This window comes from Spiroplasma kunkelii CR2-3x (assembly GCF_001274875.1).
Classification (GTDB): Bacteria; Bacillota_I; Bacilli_A; order Mycoplasmatales; family Mycoplasmataceae; genus Spiroplasma; species Spiroplasma kunkelii.
Map to the genome: position 1 here is coordinate 834,587 of NZ_CP010899.1, position 20,425 is coordinate 855,011.

The following is a 20,425-nucleotide window of genomic DNA, read 5'->3' on the forward strand; positions in this document are numbered from 1 at the left end:
GTTCCCAAATTAGTCATTTTTTATTAACTCATCGTGTTTTTATCTTTCATTACTAAAATTATATATTAAAAATCAGCCAATTTTAACTGATTTTTAATTTATTTTTTACTTTTATCTAAAATATTATGAATAGTTAATTGTAATTCTTTTGTTTCATCAATTGCTAAAACTTTTTTAAAGTTAACTTTCGTTACTCTTTTATTTTTAATTTGTTTAAAATCAACTTTTTGCATTGTTTGCTCATGATTATTTGAAGAAACATTTCTTAAACCAACCTTAATTGTTCCAGCTGGAGCTTGTTCAATTGCTTTTAATCATTCTGTTCGTGATTTTTCTTTAATAATAGGTTTATTTTTTTTGCTATTATTAAACTCAAAATTAATTTGTTGTTGTCTATTTTTAAGCAGAGTTTCCACTGTTGTTACCACTTTTCCAAAAGATGGTTTTTCTTCGTCAAAAGACCAAACTATCGGTTTTATATTTTTTTGTTGATTATTTTGTTGTGCCCGTTCTTTTACTAAAGCTACTTTAGCTTGCTCACGTTGTTTCTTTTCAATTAACATATCTGTTGTTGTTTTCACTTTTCCAAAAGTTTTGCAAACAAATAATTGCGATGGTTCTTGTTCAGATGCAGATACGATTGTACTAGTTTCCACATTTTTTGAGATTTGTTCTAATTGTCGTTTATTTTGTTGTTCTTTTCGAACTTTCTTTTTTGTCTCTTTTATATTTTTATTTTTATGGCACATTTTTTCTGCGCGTGGTTTATCCAAAATGTTTTTGTTAATTGTTTTCTTACTATTTGCATGGTAGTCAAGCGTTGTTATTGGATCTGCTGTTGCAATAACTTGCTCAACTTGATAAATTTCTTCTTGTGGAATCATTAATGCTAATTTAACATTGGGATCACTTTCTTCATCGTTAGTATTTTCTGAGGTGATTGTTTCCTGATTATAACTTTTTTCATTTGGTTCTGCCTTATTAACAGCAGCATTATTCGTTGGTTTTGTTACTTCAATTAGGGGTTTGATATTGTTTACATTATCATGTTCATTATGATGAAGCGAATGCTTTTTTGCAGATGCACTACTACTTTCTAATCCTTTTTTTGATGGGATTAGTTTTAAATCATAATAATGGGGAATAACAATATCAACAATATTTTCAAAGCCTAATGTATGATTAGCAGTAACTAATTTATGAATAGGCATTTTATCAGTATTAAATATCTCAATTTCATCATTTTGATTTAACATATGTAAAATATCTTTCCCTTTTGTTAAAAACGTTCAGCGGAGAAGTTCATTAATATCTTTATTTAACTTATATAATCGTGTTCCTTTTACTGGCCGTGTTGACGTAGGAATTTCTTTTAAATTAATTTTTTTCCCAGTATGAAGATTAGTAATTAATACTAAATTATCATCTTCACAATAACCCGCATTAATAACTACATCATCACGTAGATTAATTGATTTTACCCCTGCTGTTCGTAACCCTAATGTGGGGATTTGATTTTTATGATATTTAACAATAAAACCGTTTGCTGTTGTTATGACAACATATGGATTATGATCAACTAATTGGCTAGAAACAACTTCATCATCATTTTTTAAATTAATAGCTTTAAGAGCTTTGCTAATTCGTGTTGCTTCAAAATCTTTAACAGCTATCTTTTTAATCATTCCATTTTTAGTTGACAACATAATGTATTGTTCTTTTTTATTAAAATCATTTAATAAAAAAACACTAATAATTTTTTCTTCTCCTGGTAACTCAGAAATAGTATTAACATGTTCACCAATATCACGTAACCGAACAGTTTTAATTTTATAAACTGGAATAATAACATAATTTCCTTTTGAAGTAATTAATAAAATTTTATCAGAAGTATTAGCTTGAAAATCAGCAATTCATAAATCCCCTGGTTTTCGTTTAAATTCTTCAGTTGCTAACCGTGCTAATTGATTATTTTCTAACGCTTTTAAATACCCATCTCGTGAAATTCAAATGTTCAAATTTTTTTCAATAATTGTTTCTGTTTTTTGAATTTCAATTGATTCAATTTCATTCTCAATCACACTACGACGACGTGAAACAAACTTTTTCTTTATTAATTCTAATTGGTTAATAATAACACTATTTAATTTATTAATATCACGTAAAATTGCTTTTAATTCAGAAATTGTTGCAATTAATTCTTTTTGTTCTGCTTTTAATTGTAAAATATCTGTTGAAGTTAACCGGTATAATCGTAACTGGACAATTGCTTCGGCTTGAATTTGGGTAAAACCAAATTTTTTCCCTAAATTATGAATTGCATCACTGCGATCTTTTGAATGGCGAATAACTGCAATTACTTCATCTAAAATACTAATTGTTTTAATTAACCCAACAACAATTTCTGAGCGTTTTTGTGCACGTGCTAATTCAAAATGAGAACGATTAGTAACAACTGCTTGTTGATGTTCAACATAGTGGGTTAATATTTCCTTTAATCCTAATTGTCGTGGTTGTTTATTGGCAATAGCAACCATATTAAAATTATATGAAATTTGTAAATTAGTATTTTTTAATAAAAATTTCCTTACGGTTTCAACATTGGCTTGTTTACCTAATTCAATCACAATTCGTAACCCTTCGCGGTCTGTTTCATCACGAACTTCCTTAATATTTAATCCTGGTTCATTATATTTAATATCATCAATCTTTTTAACTAAGTCTTGTTTAATAACTTCATATGGAATTTCAGTAATTACTAACGCATTGTTTTCAAATTCAATTTTGCTACGAACAATAATTTTGCCTTTTCCTGTTTGATATGCCTCTAAAATTCCACTTTTTCCCTGAATAATTCCCCCCGTTGGGAAATCAGGTCCTTTAACATATTTTACTAAATCCTTAACCGTACTGTCTGGTTTTTCAATAAAATGAATTGTTGCATTAATAATTTCATGTAAATTATGTGGTGGAATATTTGTTGCATATCCAGCAGCAATTCCAGTTGAACCATTAACTAATAAATTTGGAAATAAAGCTGGTAATACAACAGGTTCTTGTTCTGAATCATCAAAATTAGGAGCAAAAGCAACTGTTTTTTTATCAAGATCTTGTAATAAAAATGAGGAAATTTCACTTAAACGAGTTTCAGTATAACGCATTGCAGCCGCTGGGTCCCCATCAATTGAACCATTGTTTCCATGCATATCAATTAATGGATAACGGACCTTTCAATCTTGCGATAACCTTACCATTGCATCATAAACTGATGTATCACCATGCGGATGATATTTACCAATTACTTCTCCAACAATTCGTGCCGATTTTTTATAACTCGTATTAAAAGTTAATCGTAATTCATTCATTGCAAATAAAATACGGCGTTGCACTGGTTTTAAACCATCACGAACATCAGGCAATGCTCGATCTTGAATAATATATTTGGCATAACGACCAAAGCGTTCTGACATAATATCATTTAAACTAAAAACTAATTCATTTTTTTTTTCGTTATTACTCATTTTTAAATTCCTCTCTGTAAATCAACTTTCATCATTTCATTCTTGATTATAAACTTTTTATAATCAATTTGATAAAATAACTTTTGCCATAATTTTGTTAATATTCAATAATCCTTATGTTTATCATAAGTAAAGAGTTGCTGTTGATGAGTTAATAATAAGAATGTCCGGAAATATGATAAGATTCGGTCATTAAGATTATTACAAATTTCCATTAACTGTAACAACTCTGCTAAAATATTTGTTTTGATTATAAATTCTTGTTGATAATAAATTATTGTTGCTGATTTAATCATATATTTACCCATTTTAGATAACCAATCAATTTCACTTAGTAGTAAATTGTTAGGTTTAATTAATGTTCTTTTTTTAATATTAATTCCCATATTAATTTTGTTCCAAACAAATAAAATTATTAATATATTATAATTATAATAGTCTAATTATAATTAGAATAGTCTAATTCAAATGCAACAATTTTATCGTTAAAAAAATGAATGCCTTCTTTTGTTAACAAGTACAAGTTACTACTTAGTTCTAATTGATAAAGCGGTGTTACTTGTTACATATTTTTTTTTCAAAAAACTTCTTTTTCCGTAGTTTGTTGCGATGCTAATAGTAAACTTTCATAACATCAATTTAATGCTATTTCATCTGCTATCGCAAGTTCAATCGTTGTTGCAATTGTATTTTCACTATCTTCACTGCCATTACTTGTTCAAACTTATAATGTCAATCTTGTTTTTGTTTCTTTTATTTTAATAAGTCATAACTGAAAATTTTGATATTGACTAAGAGTTAGATTGGTTTGATTTAGAGTATTAATTAATTTTTTGATTTCTTGTAACATTGTTGTCCTACTTAATTAATGATTCCTTGAAAATCATCTTCTAAAGTAAATTTAACATTTTCATCAATTCAATCTTTTCGTTTTTTAGAATCATCTCCCATTAAGGTAACAATCCGTCTTTCAGCCATAACAGCATCATCAATTGTTACTAAAATTAGCTGACGAGTTTGGGGATCCATTGTTGTTTCTCATAATTGTTCTGCGTTCATTTCCCCTAGCCCTTTATAACGCTGTAATTCAAATTTACCATGAAATTGACTTAATTTATTTTTTAATTCTGTTTCATCTCATGCGTATTCAATATGTTTATTTTTGGTGCTAGTAATTTTAAATAAAGGTGGTAAAGCAAGATAAACCCGATGATTTTCAATTAATGGTCGCATATAACGATAAAAAAATGTTAGTAATAAAGTTTGAATATGCGCACCATCCGTATCCGCATCAGTCATAATAATTACTTTGCCATAATTGGCATCATTAATATCAAAGCCATTTCCGACTCCAGTCCCAATGGCATTAATCATTACATTAATTTCTTCATTATTCATTAAATCTTGAATTTTTGCTTTTTCAGCATTAATCACTTTCCCGCGTAACGGTAAAATTGCTTGAAAACGACGATCACGCCCTAACTTGGCACTTCCCCCCGCCGAATCTCCTTCAACTAAAAAAATCTCATTATTAAATTTATTTCGATTTTGAGCTGGTGTTAATTTTCCGGTTAATAAGCGATCACTATTACCACGTTTTTTGCTATTACGAGCTGCTTCGCGTGCTTTCCGGGCCTCTTCGCGAACATTACGAGCTAATAATGCTTTTTCAATAATAGTATAAGCATTTGCCTTATTTTCTATTAATCAAAATCCAAATTGCTTTGCTACAATTGTTTCAACAACAAGTCGTGCTTCATAAGTTCCTAATTTTCCTTTCGTTTGACCTTCATACTGAATTAAATTTTCAGGAATTTTTACTGAAACGATGGCTGTTAATCCTTCCCGTGTATCAACCGAATCAAGATTCTTATCTTTTTCTTTTAATAAACCTTCTTTGTGAGCATAATCATTAATTACTTTTGTTAATCCTGTTCGGAATCCAGCAACATGACTGCCACCTTCACTTGTTTTAACATTATTGGCAAAACTAAGTAAATTTTCATTAAATTCAGTTGAATATTGTAACGCTATTTCAACTTCAATTTGTTTTTCTATCCCTTTTAACATAATAATTGGAGTAATATTTTTTTTACCTTCATTCATATAAGTAATGAATTCTTCCAAACCATTATTAAATAAATATGATACTTTTTTATCAGTGCGTAGGTCAGTCAATGTCAACTTAACCCCACTATTTAAAAATGCTGATTCACGAATTCGTTCTGAAATTGTGGAAAAAGAAAAATCAATTACTTTAAAAATCTCATGATCAGGTAAAAAAGTAACTGTTGTTCCTGTTTTTGTTGTTGTACCAATTTTTGTTAACGATTCTTTAACTTGTCCACCATTCGCAAATTTAATACTTCAAACTTTGTGATCACGATAAATTGTGACATCAAAAGTTGACGATAAAGCATTAACAACAGAAGAACCAACACCATGTAATCCTCCTGATGTTTTATAACCATCACCACCAAATTTTCCCCCAGCATGTAAAACTGAAAAAATTACTTCTGGCGTTGATTTACCAGATGAATGAATTCCGGTTGGAACACCACGACCATTATCTGCCACCGTAATCGCATTATTTTTATAAATAATAATATCAATTTCATTACAATAACCAGCTAATGCCTCATCAATTGAATTATCAATAATTTCTCAAACTAAATGATGTAATCCACGAACATCAGTTGAACCAATATACATTCCTGGACGTTTTCGAACCGCATCTAGTCCTTCTAAAATCTGAATTGATGATTCATCATACTTTAATGTTTTATCTTTAATACTCATATTTTCTATCATTCCTTTTAAATATAATTTTCACTATTAATTAATATCTTATATTATAATGCTTTTATTTACAATTATTTACTAAATTATTTCTAATTGCTATATAATTGCTATATAATAGTAAAAAAGAGGTGAAGGAATGACATTATATGGATATTTAGGGACAGCTATTACGGCAATAATTGGTTACTTAATTGGTTCTTTTAGTTGATCAATCTTTATTAGTAAAAAAATTTATAAAATTGATGTACGAGATTATTATTCTAAAAATGCCGGAGCCACAAACACTAGTCGTGTTTTAGGAAAAAAATGAGGTTTTGCCATTATGTTTTTAGATATACTAAAAATTACTATTACAATGTTTATTGCCTTTGGTATTAGTTGTATTAATATTAATGGGGTTAATTTTGGTTCAACTAGTTATTATATTCCAACTTTTTTTGTTTTAATTGGTCATTCTTATCCAATTTATTATAAATTTAAAGGAGGTAAAACAGTTTCATCTTTTTTAGGGTTATTATTAATGAGTAATCCATATTATTTTTTAATTGCTACAGTTGTTTGATGAAGCACAATTTTTATTTGAAAACGAGTTTCTGTTTCTTCAATTTTAGCAGCATTTTTTACAGGAGCATTATGTTGAATCCCACAATTAAGTGGCATTGATGTTATTAACTTTAATGGTGATTTACTTCAATATTCTCATCTTGTTTGAGTGAATTACTTACATTATGTTAATTATGACAATTACTATGATAGTTTAGCTTTAATTAATATTATTATTACTTTAAGTGCTATTTTCTTAATCTTAAAACATCATCAAAATATTGTTCTTTTATTAAAGGGAACAGAAAAACCTTATGATTTTAAAGGGAAATCTGATTTAGAAAATGGTAATCTTCCAAAACATAATCAAATCAAAAAAAATTAATGAATTATCCATAGTTTTAATTACTTTAATGAGGGAGTAAATTATTCGGTTGGTGATATCTTATTCTAATAAATATTTACCTATTAAAATAAAATTTCTAAGAAAAAGATAAATTTATCTTTTTTAATTAATTTAATTATAACATAAGAGTAATAATTTACAATACAAAAAATAATAATTCGAAAATTATTTAATAAATTTATTTTAAATTATTGATTTTTACTTTAAATTTTAAACAAAACATTGTGTTTGGTGGACAACATTTTTATTTATTAAAAATTGCTGATTATACTTATCTTCATTTTTAAAATAATAATTATATTCTTTTTTATTTTTTATTTTTAATTTATTAAGATAAAACTCAATTAAATTAACACCATTTTTTTTGCCATTTTCAATGCAATCATATTTTTAAAAACTTTTTTACTATATTATTTAGTACCATATCCTTTTAATAATTTAACATTATGCGAAATTTGTGGTTCAGTACAAGACCCCATATATCAATCTTATTTATAAACTTTAATACCCTCAAAATTATTTTTGATATATTTAATTAAACCATTGATTTTATATTTTTTTATATTTTAAAAATGGATATTCTTTAATATTTTTTCTTATAATTAATTTTTTTAAATATTTTTTTACTTCATCCGGATCGCCATTTTTAAATAATTTATTCATATCTCAATAAATTTGTTTTCTTATTTTTTCATTATCGGATAAATTTTTAGTAAGTTTTCTTCTTCAATAAGGAAATATTACTTTTAATTCTTTCATTAAATGAAATTGATCTAAAATAAAAATTGCACCAATTTCATTCGCAAATTTTTGGATTCATTTTGCTTCATCACCTGCTAAATTCGTTTTAAACATTTTTTCCTCTTTTTTAAATTTTTTTGTTGTTTTTTACTAAAAAAAGAAAAAATTTAACAAAATTATTCATAAAAATTAAAAAAAACAAGTAAATTTACTTGTTTTTTAATTATCTTTTTTTCCAAACCCCGCTTTTTATTTTTTGTTTGCTTGAATTTCAATACGATATCTTTCAAATCCAGAAACAAAAAATAGACCTTGTCCTTTTACGTTACGAGCAATATAATCTTGTTCTGCTGATGTTAATCCGCCATAACTTTTATATAAATTAATAACTTTTTATATATCATTAGGTTTTAACCCCATAATAAAAGAATATTGACTATTATTAAAATTGTTTCATTTTCTACAAAATCAGCGATGTTTTGTGTTGCCACGACCAACGCACCATTATATTTCCGAATTCGCTTTGTCATTTGATACATAAAATTTAAGGTAACTTGATTATCTTTATTGATTGCTAAATGAGCCTCATCAACAATTATTAGAATTTGATTATTATCTTTAAAACGATTTTCTTTTATTTCTTTTTTAATAATATTTAGCATTAAAATTAATTTTGCTGCATTTGTTTTTTTTGTCATCTAAATTAAACAAATTATAAACATCATAAACAATAAAATTATTATTAAATTTTATTTTTGTGTGACCATTTCAAGGTGCTTAATATTTTCCATCATTTAAAAAATCAGTTTCTATTAAATCCGTAAATTCTTTTAAAAGTTGATTTTTACTGTTTTTATATTCTTTTTATAATAAATAATAAAAATCATTCATAATTGTAAAATCCTTATTATTAATTTTATTAATGTCAATATTATTTGTAATTTTAAATTGATGATATAATAATTTTAAATATTTTGTTAATAAATTAATTTCTCGCACGTTAAAATCAGGATAAAGCGTTTTGAATCATTGTTCTAAAAATCGTAAATGATTAATATTTGTTCTTTGCTACTTAATAAAGTTATATAGAATCCCTTTATTTTAATTGCTCCAATTAAAGTCTTTTTTAAAGTACCCTTTAAAATTCCGTGTGTTAAAATATAATTATTATCAATAACTTTATTATATGGCACCAGTAAACTAGTTTTGTTTTTACTATATTTTTTATAACTAAATAGGAAATTTATTTTATAATATAATCATTGTGATCCTTTTAAATTAGTCTTTTTATTTGTAATAATTAGTGGTAAGCTAATTAAAATCATTATTGATAATGATAATAATTTTATTCATAGTTTTCATTGAAAACCAAATATAAACATAATTGTTAATCCAACTCAAACAGCAAATATCAAGACATCTGTTATTGTTATATTGCGTCAAAAACGATATTTAGCATCTTTTAATTTTTTTGGTATTATATAAAAAATTTTATTATAAAATAACTTTCATTGCTAATTTGCTCCTTAAAACGCTTTATATAAACAAAAAAGTTTTAATTTATTTATCTTATTTATAAATATCGCATAACACCATTAAACATCGCTAATGAAATAATAGCACCAAGCAATAATTTAAAAGTTATATCAAAAGCAAACAAATTACTAATATTTTCTCAAAGTAAATTAACATTATGCATTGTATTTCCCAAAGCATTAATATATTTACCAATCTCTTTAATACTAGACAAATTATTAAACGACCAAATAATAGAATTAATAATATGTTTATCTAAATTATATCACGGAGCATCTAAATAAGGTAATTGTCAAATTTTTCCACCATTAATTTCATTTTGTCAGTCTTTAACATTATATATACTAAAATTAAAGTCGTGAATTTCAACAGAATTGGCAGCAGTTAATTTAGTACTAACAAATTCAAAAACATTAAATCCCTTATATTTACACTTTTGAAAATACTTCATACATACTTGGTAATACATAAGTTTCTGTGTTTCAATTTTAATAAAAATAATATGAAAAATCTTTAACATCCACTTTATAGGTATTATAAAACCGAACTATTGAACTAGAAAAATAATCTTCATGTCCCCAGCCCCGCGTAAACTAAAATACAAAGCCTTTGGATATAACAAAAAACCATTTTTTACAAAAAAAGAAAAACAACATAGCCAATAGATGAAAAAAACTTAACATATTGCATCGTGTACGATGAAGCCGTAAAAAACAACTCTTGTTAAAGGGTTGTTTTTTTATTTAAAAACAACATTTAAAAACAACCCAATAAGGGTCGGTTTTTTTGTCCTACTTCATCCTTTATTCTACAAAGTATAATTCTAAATTAAACATCATATTTTCTGTAATTGAACCAGTTCATTTTGCTACTAATTCACCTCGCAATGATGGATCAGTATTTTTTAAACGATCTAAATCAAATCTTCTTCATTGTGTTTTTAATCCGATTGTATGATCAATTACTAAACGACCACGCTTAGCATTTTGATTTTGTTTTGGATTTCCTTTTTCATGATTTCATTCACTATCACCATAAAATAATCGTTCAGGTATTGTATAAATTGCAACTGCATAATCTGCACTTTCCATATTAGGACTTGATTGTGCTGTTGCTGTTAAGCGATGAAAAGTATAATAATCAGGATTTGATAAAATATCTTTTACTCTCATTTCTTGTGCTGATAATAATAAATGTCCTTCTTTTGTTAAGTTTGCTACTCAATTTCCAATAACAAACCCTTCATGTAATCCTATAATTGATGCCATATTTTATTTTCCTTTCTGATATTCTTTTTGAACTAAGTTTTTAATTCTTTCATTAATAGGAATATTATGATTATCTTGTAAATTTTCTTTAATTTTTTGTGATAATTCTTCAATAAACATATTTTCATCTTTAATTTGAATTCCACCATTCATTAGGTTTTTCATATCTAATTGTGGTTTTTTCTCAATTAAATCTTTAAAGTTAGTTTTAATATATTCCATATCTTTACCACTATTTAATAGTTCTTCAACTAATTTACGATTTTCTTGTGGTACTTGTGATAACTCATATTCTTTTATTTTTGACTGATAATTATTAATTTTTTCTTCATATTGTTTTTCAGTTTCAGTTTTAATACGAGTTTCTACACTTGGTAAGACATTAGATAATATTTGCTTTTCTTTTTGTTCTAATAAAGCATTAATTTCATCTTGTGTCATATTTTCTTTATATTCATATTTAAAGTTTGACATACTTTAATCCCTCCATTATTTTTTTATAGAAAATTTCAAAAACTATCGTTACCATCTTACCATCATTTTAATTTTTGTAAACTTGTGGATATTTTTTCTTAATTTCAGTTCTAGTTTCTTCAATACCTTTTTTAAAACCTTTTTCATATTGTTCTAAATATTCTTTTTGATTATTAACTCCATAATCGTAAGTTTCTTTCATTAATTCTTGGAATATTTTAGTATGTTCTTCACAAGCAGGAACACCAATACCATTTCAATTTTTACTTACTTTTTTAAAACACTCTTTACCATCTATAATCATTCAACATATATTTTTATCCATTCGCATTTTTTCAACATTTCTTTTAATTTGTTTTTTTGCCATAATTTTACCTTCTCTTTCCAAATTGCTTACTTATTAAAAATGGATTATCTAATGTTTTTATAAAATATTCCATAATATCCATAACAGCATAAGTCATAGCATCAAAACCATCATCAAATAATTTATTATCTTCTAATTTATAAGTAGATTTATTTGCTGGTGGTTTCTTCCATTCCATTTTTAACATATCTTTAAATAACTCTGGTGTTAATCTTTGACTAATTTGTAAATAATTCTTATTTAGCAGGATGATTATAGCATCAATTCTATCAGTTCTATATCATATCTCTTTATTAACTGGTTTAAATATTAATCAATTAGCATCAGGAAAATATTTTCGCCTAATATTATTTAATGTATCAACCTCTACTAAATGACCGCCACCAGTATCAACATTTACCTCTAAACCATTATATAAATCATTTCATTGTGTAGCACATATTATATAAAAGTGTACTATTTCATGTAAAACTTTCATTATGTCTTTTTGTACCATTTCAGCATTACTATGTTTATATTCCATTAATGGAGTCATTTTTTTATAATTGTTATCTATTCCCATTAAAATTGCATGGGTAGCATGTCCTAATGGTGATTCACCATAACCTAAATCTAATCCTGCTCTAAAATTAACTGGTTCAAAATCATATAATTTACTAAATAAATAATTAGCAAAAATAGAACCATCTAATGCACCGGGCATTCCAATTCCTCAAACCTCATATTTTTTAAGTCATTCTGCTTTTAATTCATATAATTTCATTAATTCATCATAATTTAAATTATCTTTATTAATTAAATAATTAGTATAATGATTAATTACTTTTTTATCATATGCTTTTTGACCTGTTTTAGGATCTAAGACTGGAACTATAATTTTAGATATTTGTTCACCATTACTTTCTAATTCTTTACGATTAAATGGCATTAATTTATTTAAATAATCGATATGATCTTGATAAATACTATCAGGATTAGTACTTGTAATTAATATTAATTTTTTATAATCACGAACTGCTTGCATAATTGCTTCTTTTTCTGATTTACTAAATTCATTTGCTTCTTCTAATCAAATAATACATAAATTAGCACCATTTGCTCGTGCTGTTCCTTTACCTAATACTTGACTATTATTACTTTTTCTTGCTCCTTGTAATTTAATAAAACTACCATTAGGAAATAATCAAGTAGGTTTATTAAACCTAGCATTATATTGATAATGACCACCTTTTCATTTTTTAGTAGGATTAAGAATTAAACCTATTTTATCTAATGCATCTTGAATATCTTGTTGCATTTCAGCAGTATTGGCACTATTTAATCTAAAACCATATATTGCTATTTTTTTATCTTTATGTGCTAATACTACACAACTTAATAATGCTATTAATTCATCAATAGAATATGTTTTACCTGCTTTACGACTACCTGCTAAATTAATCTCATCAGCAATATATTCAGCACTATTCAATAGACTAGTTACTATTTTATTAAGATAACTATATTCATATAACATTGCCATTATATATCACGACCATTCGTTATATTAATTATTGGTGGAGTATAATTTATTTCAGTTTCATTTTCACGACCATAATACTGTGCATATACTGATACACCCCCCCCTTAGTTTCATTTAAGAGATGTAATTTTATATTATTTTCTAATATTCGTATTTTCATTTTTAAGGTATTATAAGCAATAATATTGCTATTTTTAAGGTTTTCATATTCACCTTCTTCTAATTCACAAAATATTAATAAGGTTTCTTTTGTAGCAAGTTTGTAATTATTTTGTATACAATAATCATCAAATTTACTTATTTTTACATCAATATTCCGCTTTTTTGCATCTTTTCACCAATTAATTCCCACTTTTGCCATCTTTTTTACCTCTTTTGTCATCACCATTCTACAAAAAAATATCAAAAAGTAAAATAAAAAAAGACTTTTTCAAGTCTTTATTCTTAGTAATTTTTAAACAAGAGATTAAGGGTTGATTAATTCTACTTGTATTAAATTACATCACCATCCTAACATCTTTTAATAAAATGTCAATAAAATTTTAATTTTAATGTATAAATATATATTAAGAAAGGGTTGAACAAATCTTATGAAAAAGAAAAAATATAAACATTTTAATCTTGAAAAAAGATATAAATTAAAAGAATATTTAGAATGCGAAACATTTAAAAAGAAAGATGGTACACCTAATTATTCTAAAATAGGAGAAGTAATGAATAAAAGTCGTAATACAATTAGATTAGAGGCTAAAAGACTTAAAGAAGAATATGAACCTGAAAAAGCACATAAAGATTATAAACGAAAGCGTAAAAAATCTATTAAATATACAACAATTACAAAAAAAGTTGTAAATTATATAAGAAAAATTTTAAGTAAAAAAAGTTATTCACCAAGATTAATTATTTATGAATATGAAAAAAAATATAGTGAAAAGTTTCCATTTTCACATATGACACTTTATAAATATATTGATTATAAAGTTTTTGATGATGAAAATATTGAAATTAAGAAAAAATTACCATTTAAAGGTAAAAAATATAAAACAAAAAAAGAAAAGATGATCGTGGTCAATTAACTAATATTAGATTTATTGAAGAAGCAAAACATGAAAAAGGTACTTTTGGTTGATTTCAAATGGATTGTATTATTGGAAAAGAACATCAGTCAGCTTGTTTAACTTTTACGGAAGAAAAGAGTTTATATACTATTTGTTTTAAATTAAATCAGCATAATTCAGAAGAGGTTAATAATGCTCTTAAATGTATTTTTTAAAATAAACTTTATAAAGTAAGTATAAAAGGAATTATTACAGATCAAGGTAAAGAATTTAGTAAGTGAAAAGAGATAGAGAAAATTACTAATACAAATGTTTATTTTTGTGATGCTGGAACTCCAACTCAAAAAGCAAAAGTTGAAAGAATAAATAGAGATATTAGAGAATATTTACCTAAAGGAACTGATTTTAATACTGTTACTCAAAAAGAAATTAATAAAGTTATGAAAATTATTAATGAAAAGCCTCGGCCAAGTTTAGGTTGATTATCCTCCAGAGAGGTATTTTTACAAAATATTAATATTTAACTTTTTTAAATATAAATTATATATTTGTAACAAATTTTTCTTTTTGTCGTGCTTAAATATTAATTTATATTTAAAAAAGTTATTTTTTTTTGAAAAAATATTGCATTTTAAAATAAAAAGTATATTATCAAATTAATAAGGGTTGATTGACCTACTTGCATCTTTACAATACAATTAAAGTATTAAGCTTTTTCCGTTTTATGGTTAAAGGATTTTAGTATTTATTATTTATCATATATTTTAACTGTGGCACACTGGTTTTATATGTGATTTGATGTAAAAAATGAATTTATTAAATAGAAAAATGAACTTATTATATTTACTATTAAAGTTCTTAATAGTTATTTTAAGTGTGCCAATTTTTATTATTTTATATATTTAACAATGTTTATTAACAATGTTTATTAACAGTGTTTATTAACAGTGTTTATTAACAGTGTTTATTAACAGTGTTTATTAACAGTGTTTATTAACAGTGTTTATTAACAGTGTTTATTAACAGTGTTTATTAACAGTGTTTATTAACAGTGTTTATTAACAGTGTTTATTAAACATTAAATAAACAATATATTAACATTTTTTATAACATTGTTAATAATCAGTGTTTATTACAATAAATAAACATTATATAAACATTATTTATAACATTGTTTATTAAACAAATATTTAGCATTAGGTAAACAAAATTAGGGGGAATTAAATTATTAATAAAAGATACTTATTAATTATTAAAAAAAATATAGCATTGATACTTTATCGTTTTATACATTTAAAGAAGTAAAAATAACTGTTAAAAAGAAAAGTATTATCCAATAGTAATTATTTATTTAGCAAAATAAAAATATTAAATGACAAGGAGAATAAATAATATGTAAAAAGATGAAAATGGAAATATTTATACCGAAGAAAATTTATTTGAAGAAGCATTAGAAGAATATTATTCAGAAGAAAGTGCTTATTACTATATTGAAAAATTAATTATGGAAAAAAATTGGAGGAAATTTAAAATAAATAATAATGATAATATTGTAAAAGATATAATTCAAAGCGTTTCTTTTCCTTTTCTTATTAAAGGTAATGATTTTAAAGAATTAAATTTAAAAAAATTAAATATTAAAAAATGAATGGATGAAAATGGGTAAGAATTAGCAGAATTTATTTATTGTCATAATAATTATTATAATACAACTGGCTGTGCTTTTTCATCACAAATATTTAAAATCTCTTTAATTTTTTCTACATTTGCCATTATTTTGCACTCCTTATTTAAGTGTTGAATTAACACTTTTAACAAATTATAGTTAAGATTCTTTTTATGGAAAAAGATTAAATCATTAACTTTATTATATACTATTATTTCACCAATACAATACTTTTTATATATAATTACTAAACAAACAATATAAAAGTGTTATAATAAAATTAAGTATTTAAATATGGAACAGTACTCAAAATGGACAAGAGTACATCCTGCTAAGATGTTAGGTCGGGAAACCGATGTGATAGTTCGAGTCTCTCTCCTGTTCCGCAATTTAAATAAAAAGTAAATATAAAAAAGAGATATTAAATTTCTTTTTTTAATTCTTTTTTAACAATCATAGTATTAAGCATATCTTTATATTCTTTATCTTGTTTTTCCATATATATAATTGTTTCTTTAAGTTTTATTTGAAACTCTTTAAAGAGAATAACACACAACTGCACAGGTCAATAACCCTGCATTTGTCTTACTAAATTACCATTTTAATCTTTTTTAAATCTTGCTAATATCTTATCTTTACAATCAGGGATTTCACAATTCAATCATTTCTTAATAACAGCCATTATTTTACCTCTTTTTACCAAATTTAATTTTAATTAAAATATATTTTATTTTTGATATTGTTTATCTAATTTTAAATATTCTTTTACAATATTATAAATTTCTTTCTTTTTAGTTGGTGAATTATTATTATATGCCCTTGAAAAACTAGGGAAAGTTTTTCTATTATCTATAATACAACAACGTAATTCATTTTTTAAAATATAACAATTTTAATTATCTTTTCAAACATAATTATTATGATTTAACTGTTTTAATTTATCTTCTATAAATAATGTTGCATATAATAAGAAGTAATAACCAATTTGACATTTTTTATTCACCATTAACTTTTATATTACCATTATCATCAATGATTAAATCAGGTTCCTTAGTATCTAAATTTCAACGATAAACTGCTTTAAAAAAAGTTCCATCATCTTCAATTCAAGTCGCATATTCTCTTGTTTTATTTGCAGCTAAATCAAATTCATTTCTATATAAAAATGCACCACTATATGACTTGTCAATTTTAGTATAGCTAATAATACCATTTATTGTATTATTTTCAGTATAACCTATATTTTTATATTTTTTAATTGTTCAATTATCTTTTTTTGCACCTTTTCATACAATTATATAATATTTATAATCTCCCTGAGAATTAAATGGTTTTTCTTGTGCTGCTATTCATTCTAAATTATCTTTAATGTTTTTGTTAGTAGTATTTATTTTGTTTTCTTGTTTTAGTTGTGCTAATTCTTCGGGTGTATATTCGTGTGTTTTATTACAAGCAACTAAACTTGTTGTGCTTGTTGCTGTTAATCCGATTACTCCTAAAAAACTTAATATCTTTTTCATAATAATAAATAATTCCTTTCATTAAATCCTTTATATATATTCAAGTAACAAAACCTAACTTCGTGGAATAAATGTAATACTAATAGGGTTAATGCTTTTATTTCTAATTCCTAAAACAAGGTGATTATTAATATCTATTGTTAAATCTTTATCATTACCAAAATAAGGTCAATATTCAGCACCACCTAAAAATACTAATTCGGGTTTCAATTTTTTTAAAAATCTAATTTTTAATTTCATATTATTTGTATAATATGTTTGTAAATATATTTTTTAACTTTATTATCAGAAATATCAGAAATTTTCAATAAAAAATGTAAAACACCACTATTTTTTTCAGTCCAATAAATACTTTTATAATCTTCACTTGGTGTACTAGTAGTTTCACCAGTAAATAATGTTGTCATCTTATTTTCTTTTATATTAGCAAGGTCATAAATTAAAATACCATTAAATTTAACATTGTCAAGTTGCGGTAAACCTTCTTTTTTAAAGTTGCGTTAGATAATAAACCTAAATTATAGCCGCAACTATTTTCCCTAGCTAATAAATTAACATTTCTATTAGGAATAAAATATTTTATATCTGGTTCAATACACCAAACATATAAATTATTAAGATTATTAAATTGAATTAATGAATAAGCATTTAATAATTGTGATAAAGTAGTAATTGTTGGGTTAATTTGTTTTAAATCAATTTCTAATTCATAATAAGAATTATATAAATTATCTAAAAATAAATTGCCACGATTAATACAGTGTGAATTTACAGTAATATTAGTTTTTAATGGTTTATTTGTTTTAGCATCTAATATATTTACAGTATATGGTTTATATGTAAATGGATTTGGTGGTAATACGGCTTGAGGGTAAAAAAATGTTGTTTCTTCTAATAAATCATAATCTAAATCACTTGTTTTAATAACACTATTTCATGCTTGAACATTACCATTTGGTTTAATAAATTTAGCCATTGTTTGTCATTCACCTTGAAAGTTTTGAAATGCAGTAATATTATAATTTAAAGTAAATGGATTTTATGAATATGTTGTAATTTTAAAATTATTTTTTCCAATAGTTTGTAAATTAATTAAATCAATAACATAACTTTCTAATGTTCCATCAGTAGTTGGATTAAATTCTAATTTATTATCTAAATTAGTTAATTTAGTATCTTTATCTAATGCTTGAAAATCTTGTGATAATATTACAATTTCATCAGTTAAACTCCGACCGTCTTTAAATTGAATAAGTGCTAAACAAATGTTTTTACAAAATATTTAAAGAAATTTATTAATTAAAATTTAATAAATGCTTTTTTAGCGTGCTTAAATATGAATAAATTAAAATATATTTATAAAATATTTTAATTTTTAAAAAGAGTTGCATTTTTTAAAAATAATGTCATCATTAAATTAATAAGAGACAGAATTTGTTACTTGAATATACACGATACAAATTATAAATAAATATTTTTATTATTTTCTTGTAATATTTAAAATGTATGTGGTATATTAGATTTTCTTTTTATTTTGCACTTCAATTGCTTTTCGTTTAGTTGCTGTTTTTCCTAAACGTTTTGCAATTAGTTTTTCTGCTGTAATTGCAGTAGTAATGGCACTTCCATCTTTTGCCCGATAATCCGCTGCTGTTTTTGTATAAACATCTCCTAATGAACGATTGATTGATCTTTTCATAGCTGGAGTTGAATCAATAACTGCTTGTGATTTAATGAATAATCATTTTTCTTCTGTCGCATTTTTTGCTACTGGTTTTTTCGACTGGGGTACCTTTTTGCTTTTAGCTTTCAAGCTTACTGGCATACTCAATCTCCTTTCATAATGAAATCAAACCAATGTTGGTTGCTAATGTTAAAATAGCATTAATCATTAGTTTTTTGCATTAAATATTTTTTATCCCAAATTGAATTTAGTATTTAAGATAATTGTAATATTTTAAGAAAAAAATAAAATTTTTACTTAAAATAGACAAATTAATTATATCAAATTTAGTTTAATTAATAAATAAGTTTAAGATATTATTTTAAAATGATAAAAGAGATTTTTAGTTATGATATTATATAAGTAGATAAAAATGGATTGGTGAAAAAATGAAAGTTGTAAAAGTCACACCTCGTGGTTATTGTCTTGGTGTTGTCAAGTCAATTAAATGAGCAAAAGAAGCTGCTGTCAAATATGCTGGACGGAAAATTTATATGTTAGGTTATCTTGTCCATAATAAACATGTTATTAAAGAAATTGTTAATTTAGGTGTTATTCCGGTCAACGATTTTAAACTTAATCGCCTTGCGCTAATGCAAACACTAGCAGATAATGCTGTTGTGATTTTAAGTGCACATGGTAGTGATGACCGGATTAAAGATGTCGCAGCAAAGAAAAACATTACACTTGTTGATACTGAATGTGAATGAGTAACTGTTACTAAAAATTTAATTAAGGAATATTTAGCAAAACCTGATTATCAAATTATTTTTATTGGAAAACACTTTCATCCAGAAACAAATGCAATGTTAGCGCTTAGTCCAAGCATCAATCTTGTGACAACAGAACAAGAACTTGATAACATTTTTCCTAATCTTGACCCAACTAAAAAGATTTTAATTACAAACCAAACAACCCTTTCTAAAATTGATATTGAAGCAATTGTGAAAAAAATTAAAACCCTTGTTCCAAATGAAATTCTTTTTAAAAATGATTTATGTAATGCAACATTAGAACGACAAAATGCTGTTCTAAATTTAGATCCAGCAACAATTGACCTTTTACTTGTTGTTGGTGATGAACGAAGTAGTAACACATTAAAGCTAGTTGAAATGGGCGAAAAAATTGGGATTGAATCATATCGCATTAATGATAAAAATGATATTCAAGCAACTTGGTTGGCAAATAAAACCTGTGTTGCTGTTACTGCGGGGGCATCAACACCTAGCATCATTCAGTTAGAAGTAATTCGTTATTTAGAGCAAATATAAAAATATT

22 protein-coding genes, 1 tRNA gene and 1 pseudogene are annotated in these 20,425 nt (G+C 24.8%); 5 read left to right on the forward strand and 19 right to left on the reverse strand.

The genetic code is table 4. From position 1 onward, the window contains the following. Positions 1-98: 98 nt before the first annotated feature. From parC to parE, 3 genes are all read right to left on the reverse strand, one after another. Positions 99-3,521, reverse strand: coding sequence for a DNA topoisomerase IV subunit A (gene parC, locus SKUN_RS04620; protein WP_053391049.1), 3,423 nt, complete (start codon positions 3,519-3,521; stop codon positions 99-101). A gap of 2 nt (positions 3,522-3,523) precedes the next feature. After that, the gene (locus SKUN_RS10685) at positions 3,524-3,907 is read right to left on the reverse strand and encodes a hypothetical protein (protein WP_235510952.1); all 384 of its coding nucleotides are present in this window, start codon (positions 3,905-3,907) and stop codon (positions 3,524-3,526) included. 475 nt (positions 3,908-4,382) lie between these two features. Beyond that, on the reverse strand, positions 4,383-6,320 hold the full coding sequence (parE, locus tag SKUN_RS04630; RefSeq protein ID WP_053391050.1) for a DNA topoisomerase IV subunit B: 1,938 nt from the start codon (positions 6,318-6,320) through the stop codon (positions 4,383-4,385). 139 nt (positions 6,321-6,459) lie between these two features. Here parE and SKUN_RS04635 point away from each other — a divergent pair, with 139 nt between their 5' ends. Next, the gene (locus tag SKUN_RS04635) at positions 6,460-7,251 is read left to right on the forward strand and encodes a glycerol-3-phosphate acyltransferase (RefSeq protein WP_053391051.1); all 792 of its coding nucleotides are present in this window, start codon (positions 6,460-6,462) and stop codon (positions 7,249-7,251) included. A gap of 570 nt (positions 7,252-7,821) precedes the next feature. Here SKUN_RS04635 and SKUN_RS04640 read toward each other — a convergent pair. From SKUN_RS04640 to SKUN_RS04680, 10 genes are all read right to left on the reverse strand, one after another. Then, positions 7,822-8,127 carry a hypothetical protein gene (locus SKUN_RS04640; protein ID WP_053391052.1) on the reverse strand — a complete coding sequence of 102 codons (306 nt, stop codon included), beginning with the start codon at positions 8,125-8,127 and terminating at the stop codon, positions 7,822-7,824. Between the two features lie 296 nt (positions 8,128-8,423). Further along, positions 8,424-8,675, reverse strand: coding sequence for a TraG/VirB4 family ATPase (locus SKUN_RS04645; RefSeq protein WP_158500780.1), 252 nt, complete (start codon positions 8,673-8,675; stop codon positions 8,424-8,426). A gap of 202 nt (positions 8,676-8,877) precedes the next feature. Continuing rightward, entirely contained in the window at positions 8,878-9,012 is a 135-nt protein-coding gene (locus tag SKUN_RS11345; protein ID WP_268794801.1) for a hypothetical protein, read from the reverse strand. A 35-nt stretch (positions 9,013-9,047) separates the two neighbouring features. Next, positions 9,048-9,395 carry a hypothetical protein gene (locus tag SKUN_RS04650; protein ID WP_144416765.1) on the reverse strand — a complete coding sequence of 116 codons (348 nt, stop codon included), beginning with the start codon at positions 9,393-9,395 and terminating at the stop codon, positions 9,048-9,050. Between the two features lie 191 nt (positions 9,396-9,586). Further along, positions 9,587-10,018, reverse strand: a complete 432-nt coding sequence (locus tag SKUN_RS04655; protein WP_158500781.1) for a spiroplasma phage ORF1-like family protein — start codon at positions 10,016-10,018, stop codon at positions 9,587-9,589. 334 nt (positions 10,019-10,352) lie between these two features. Further along, a complete protein-coding gene (locus SKUN_RS04660; RefSeq protein WP_053391056.1) occupies positions 10,353-10,817 on the reverse strand; it encodes a hypothetical protein in 465 nt (154 codons plus the stop codon). A 3-nt stretch (positions 10,818-10,820) separates the two neighbouring features. Continuing rightward, a complete protein-coding gene (locus SKUN_RS04665; protein ID WP_053390327.1) occupies positions 10,821-11,291 on the reverse strand; it encodes a hypothetical protein in 471 nt (156 codons plus the stop codon). A 67-nt stretch (positions 11,292-11,358) separates the two neighbouring features. Next, positions 11,359-11,658: a hypothetical protein gene (locus tag SKUN_RS04670; protein WP_053391057.1), complete on the reverse strand. Its 300-nt coding sequence runs from the start codon at positions 11,656-11,658 to the stop codon at positions 11,359-11,361. A gap of 4 nt (positions 11,659-11,662) precedes the next feature. Continuing rightward, the gene (locus SKUN_RS04675; protein WP_053391058.1) at positions 11,663-13,180 is read right to left on the reverse strand and encodes a hypothetical protein; all 1,518 of its coding nucleotides are present in this window, start codon (positions 13,178-13,180) and stop codon (positions 11,663-11,665) included. Positions 13,181-13,226: 46 nt separating this feature from the next. Then, a complete protein-coding gene (locus tag SKUN_RS04680) occupies positions 13,227-13,541 on the reverse strand; it encodes a hypothetical protein (protein ID WP_053391059.1) in 315 nt (104 codons plus the stop codon). A gap of 229 nt (positions 13,542-13,770) precedes the next feature. Between SKUN_RS04680 and SKUN_RS11900 the strand changes: the two are divergent. The 3 genes and pseudogenes from SKUN_RS11900 (at position 13,771) to SKUN_RS08960 (ending at position 16,290) form a co-directional block, all read left to right on the forward strand. After that, positions 13,771-14,762, forward strand: a pseudogene (locus SKUN_RS11900) (IS30 family transposase). 980 nt (positions 14,763-15,742) lie between these two features. Next, complete coding sequence (locus tag SKUN_RS09320) at positions 15,743-15,904, forward strand: hypothetical protein (protein WP_158500783.1); 162 nt, start codon at positions 15,743-15,745, stop codon at positions 15,902-15,904. 296 nt (positions 15,905-16,200) lie between these two features. Further along, a tRNA-Ser gene (locus SKUN_RS08960) sits at positions 16,201-16,290 on the forward strand. A 35-nt stretch (positions 16,291-16,325) separates the two neighbouring features. Here SKUN_RS08960 and SKUN_RS09325 read toward each other — a convergent pair. The 6 genes from SKUN_RS09325 to SKUN_RS04705 all read right to left on the reverse strand — a co-directional run bounded on the left by SKUN_RS09325 (position 16,326) and on the right by SKUN_RS04705 (position 19,249). After that, positions 16,326-16,484 (reverse strand): hypothetical protein, encoded by a 159-nt coding sequence (locus SKUN_RS09325; protein WP_158500784.1) that lies wholly within the window; start codon positions 16,482-16,484, stop codon positions 16,326-16,328. A gap of 415 nt (positions 16,485-16,899) precedes the next feature. Beyond that, complete coding sequence (locus tag SKUN_RS04690; protein WP_053391061.1) at positions 16,900-17,424, reverse strand: lipoprotein; 525 nt, start codon at positions 17,422-17,424, stop codon at positions 16,900-16,902. A gap of 54 nt (positions 17,425-17,478) precedes the next feature. Then, on the reverse strand, positions 17,479-17,664 hold the full coding sequence (locus SKUN_RS04695) for a hypothetical protein (RefSeq protein WP_053391062.1): 186 nt from the start codon (positions 17,662-17,664) through the stop codon (positions 17,479-17,481). Further along, positions 17,655-17,831 carry a hypothetical protein gene (locus SKUN_RS09330; protein WP_158500785.1) on the reverse strand — a complete coding sequence of 59 codons (177 nt, stop codon included), beginning with the start codon at positions 17,829-17,831 and terminating at the stop codon, positions 17,655-17,657. The genes SKUN_RS04695 and SKUN_RS09330 overlap by 10 nt, the downstream gene beginning before the upstream one ends. A 32-nt stretch (positions 17,832-17,863) precedes the next feature. Next, positions 17,864-18,400 carry a hypothetical protein gene (locus SKUN_RS04700; RefSeq protein WP_053391063.1) on the reverse strand — a complete coding sequence of 179 codons (537 nt, stop codon included), beginning with the start codon at positions 18,398-18,400 and terminating at the stop codon, positions 17,864-17,866. A 540-nt stretch (positions 18,401-18,940) separates the two neighbouring features. Then, positions 18,941-19,249 carry a hypothetical protein gene (locus tag SKUN_RS04705; protein ID WP_235510953.1) on the reverse strand — a complete coding sequence of 103 codons (309 nt, stop codon included), beginning with the start codon at positions 19,247-19,249 and terminating at the stop codon, positions 18,941-18,943. Positions 19,250-19,536: 287 nt separating this feature from the next. Between SKUN_RS04705 and ispH the strand changes: the two genes are divergently transcribed. Beyond that, positions 19,537-20,418, forward strand: a complete 882-nt coding sequence (gene ispH / locus SKUN_RS04710) for a 4-hydroxy-3-methylbut-2-enyl diphosphate reductase (RefSeq protein WP_053391064.1) — start codon at positions 19,537-19,539, stop codon at positions 20,416-20,418. The last annotated feature ends 7 nt before the right edge of the window (positions 20,419-20,425 follow it).